Source organism: Acrocarpospora catenulata, assembly GCF_018476525.1.
Classification (GTDB): Bacteria; Actinomycetota; Actinomycetes; order Streptosporangiales; family Streptosporangiaceae; genus Acrocarpospora; species Acrocarpospora catenulata.
The window spans coordinates 1-2,500 of record NZ_JAHCST010000140.1; the positions used below are offsets into that span (position 1 = coordinate 1).

General features: G+C 69.9%; 2 protein-coding genes. Both read left to right on the forward strand.

Annotation, left to right across the window (positions count from 1 at the left end; translation table 11 throughout):
* Nucleotides 1-183 precede the first annotated feature (183 nt).
* Nucleotides 184-1,662: an IS21 family transposase gene (istA, locus tag KIP79_RS46020; protein ID WP_214111406.1), complete on the forward strand. Its 1,479-nt coding sequence runs from the start codon at nt 184-186 to the stop codon at nt 1,660-1,662.
* The gene (istB, locus tag KIP79_RS46025; RefSeq protein WP_214111407.1) at nt 1,659-2,435 is read left to right on the forward strand and encodes an IS21-like element helper ATPase IstB; all 777 of its coding nucleotides are present in this window, start codon (nt 1,659-1,661) and stop codon (nt 2,433-2,435) included. Before istA ends, istB begins: the two co-directional genes overlap by 4 nt.
* The last annotated feature ends 65 nt before the right edge of the window (nt 2,436-2,500 follow it).

The following is a 2,500-nucleotide window of genomic DNA, read 5'->3' on the forward strand; positions in this document are numbered from 1 at the left end:
GTGTCCGTGGCCGTGCAAAAGTAGCCGCAGGTGGCCAGATCGAGGTCACCACTGATGGCCAGTTTTAAGTCCCCACGTCTCGTGCGCTTGCCGGTGTGTCGTGGGAAGGGGCGTGCCCCTGAACGGTGATCGTGACGGTGTCTAGCCAGTCACCAGGTCACCGCTCAGGGAGTCCGCCCGGCCATGAAATCTTCGGGGGAAGTCATGGACATCATCGCCGCCTACCGGGAGGTAGGCACCTATCGCGGGGCCGCGCAGATGTGCGGCACCACGCACAAGACCGCCAAACGCATCATCGAGCGGGCGCTGGCAGGGGACAAGGCGCCGCCCCGCAAGCGGCGTGATCACAACTACGACATGGTCGCCGAGCTGGTACGCGGCAAGGTCACCACGACGCACGGGAAGATCTCTGCCAAGCGGCTGCTGCCGCTGGCCCAGGCCGCCGGTTACGGCGGGTCGGCACGTAACTTCCGACGGCTGGTCGCCGAGGCGAAGAAGGACTGGCGGCGCACCAACCCGCGCGGGCGCCGCCCGGCGGTCTGGACACCCGGCGAGATGCTGGTCATCGACTGGGGCGACGCCGGGGGCGGGCTGCATGTGTTCTGCGCTGTGCTGGCCTGGTCCCGCTTCCGGTTCGTCCGGTTCGCCGGCGACGAGCGGGCCGAGACCACCCTGGCCTTTCTCGCCGAGTGCTTGGAGGTGCTCGGCGCGGTCCCGAAGATGGTGCTGGCCGACCGGATGGGCTGCCTGAAGGGCGGCGTGGTCGCCAACAAGGTCATCCCGACGGCGGACTACGTCCGCTTCGCCACGCACTACGGGTTCCGTCCCGACTGGTGCGAGGCCGGCGATCCCGAATCGAAGGGGATCGTGGAGAACCTGGTCGGCTACGCCAAGCGGGACCTCATCGTCCCTCAGGCGCCGTTCACCGATCTGGCGGTGGCCAACCTGGCCGCCCGGACCTGGTGCGCCGAGGTCAACATGGTGGTCCACTCGGAGATCTGCGCCGTCCCCGCCACGCGCCTGGCCGGCGAACGCGAGGTGATGAGCGCTCTGCCGTCGCTGCGGCCGGCGATCGGTAAACCGCCGATCACACGCAAGGTGGACAAGCTCTCGTGCGTGCGGTTCGGCTCAGCCCGCTACTCGGTGCCCAACCGGCTGATCGGCGTGCGCGTCGCGGTGGCCGAGACCGCAGGACGACTGCTGGTCACCGACCTGGCCACCGGCCAGATCGTCGCCGACCACGCGCCGGTCGCCCCGGGAGAGACCTCGATCCGCGATGAGCATTACGGCGGCCCCAGGCCCGCGCCGCGTCGTGCCGTCCGGCCGCGCACCGAGGCAGAGAAGGCGTTCCTGGCGCTCGGCCCGGCCGCTGAGACGTGGCTGACCGGCTCGGCCGCCTCGGGCAACACCCGGCTGGCCGCCGACCTGGCCGAACTGGTAGCTCTCGGCGCGGCCCACGGGCCCGGCGCGCTGCTGGCCGCGCTGGAACGGGCCGCACAGTTCCGGCGCTGGCGGGCCGAGGACGTGCGCTCGATCCTGGCCGCGGGCGCCGGGACACCACACCCCACGCCCGCCGGGGACGCGCTGGTCCTCAACCTGCCCCAAGTGCCCACCCGGCCGCTGGACGCCTACGCCCTGGACAAGATCGGAGAGGTGTCATGACCACCGCCCCGCCCGCGCTGCCCGCCGACCTGGATGCCGCCCTGCGCCGGCTGAAGCTGTCCACCATGCGCCGCCTGGCTCCCGAACTGCTGCTCACCGCCCGCACCCAGCGGTGGAACCCGGAGGAGTTCCTGCGCACCCTGCTGGCCGCCGAACTGGCTGCGCGGGATGAGTCCAATGTCCGCACCCGGATGAAGGCCGCGGCCTTTCCCGTGGTCAAGACGATCGAGGAGTTCGACGTCGGCTCCTCATCCATCCCCCGGGCGACCTTCGACTATCTCGCCTCGCTGGAGTGGGTCCGGGCGGCGGAGAACTACTGCGCGGTCGGGCCGGCCGGCACCGGCAAGAGCCACAGCCTGATCGCCTTCGGCGTCGCCGCCGTCCAGGCCGGGCACAAAGTCCGCTACTTCACCGCCGCCGAGCTCGTCGAGACGCTCTACCGGGGCCTGGCCGACAACTCCGTCGGCCGCGTCATCGAGAGCCTGCTCCGCAACGACTTGATCCTCATCGACGAAGTCGGGTTCGCCCCGCTGGACGATACCGGCGCTCAGCTGCTGTTCCGGTTCGTGGCCGCCGCCTACGAACGACGCGCGCTCGGTATCGGCTCGCACTGGCCCTTCGATCAGTGGGGCCGCTTCCTGCCCGAGCACACCACCGCGGTCAGCTTGCTGGACCGGCTCCTGCACCACAGCGTGGTCGTGGTCACCGAGGGCGAGTCCTTCCGCATGAAACAGGCACGAACCAGGACAGGTGGACGCCTCACTAAGAAATAGTCAACTTCACCAGGATGGAGACCTTGATCCGGCCACCAGCGGCGACACGCACTTGGCCGTTGACA